Origin of the sequence: Exiguobacterium sp. AB2, from assembly GCF_000696055.1 — a bacterium.
In the GTDB taxonomy this organism is placed as follows: domain Bacteria; phylum Bacillota; class Bacilli; order Exiguobacteriales; family Exiguobacteriaceae; genus Exiguobacterium; species Exiguobacterium alkaliphilum.
Genome location: NZ_JNAA01000105.1, coordinates 1 through 532, shown reverse-complemented (window position 1 = coordinate 532; position 532 = coordinate 1). Strand labels below are relative to the sequence as shown.

At 56.0% G+C, this 532-nt stretch carries 1 protein-coding gene; it reads right to left on the bottom strand.

All coding sequences use genetic code 11. The features are described 5' to 3' along the window. A partial coding sequence (locus DI14_RS12600) for an IS1182 family transposase (protein WP_034809092.1) occupies positions 1–357 on the bottom strand: 357 nt, incomplete at its 3' end. Positions 358–532: the final 175 nt, after the last annotated feature.

Sequence of the window (532 nt, the reverse complement as noted above, 5' to 3'; positions counted from 1 at the left end):
CGTGACGAAGGCGGACTTCAGGATCGGGGCGACGGCCGGATGGACTCGGAACCGATTGATCGTCCGATAGCTCGGCTCGTGTCCCTGGGCGAGCCACATCATGCGCAGGCTGTCCTTGAGAAGGCCCTCGATCTTCCGACCCGAGAACACGGACTGCGTGTACGCGCAGAGGACGATCTTCATCATCATCCGCGGGTGATAGGCCGGGCAGCCCGTCGTTCGCCAGAACGTCTCGAACGCCTCGTCCGGGATCTGTTCGACGAGGTCGTGGACGGCGAAGGCGATGTCGTTCTCCGGGAGCCGAACTTCTAAATCTAGGGGCAAAACCAACTGGTTCATGGTATACTCTTTGTACATAGGGGCACCTCCAAAGTTATGGTTTGGTCACTTTAACTTTATCAGAGGTCGCCCCTATCTGTTTATATCGAAATGTGCGTAAGAACCCATAAAAAGGAGAAGAGGCCACCTGGCGCGAACGAGTCGCGCCAGGTGGCCTCTTTCTTATAAATCTACTGAGTTATGTCCCAGCCTC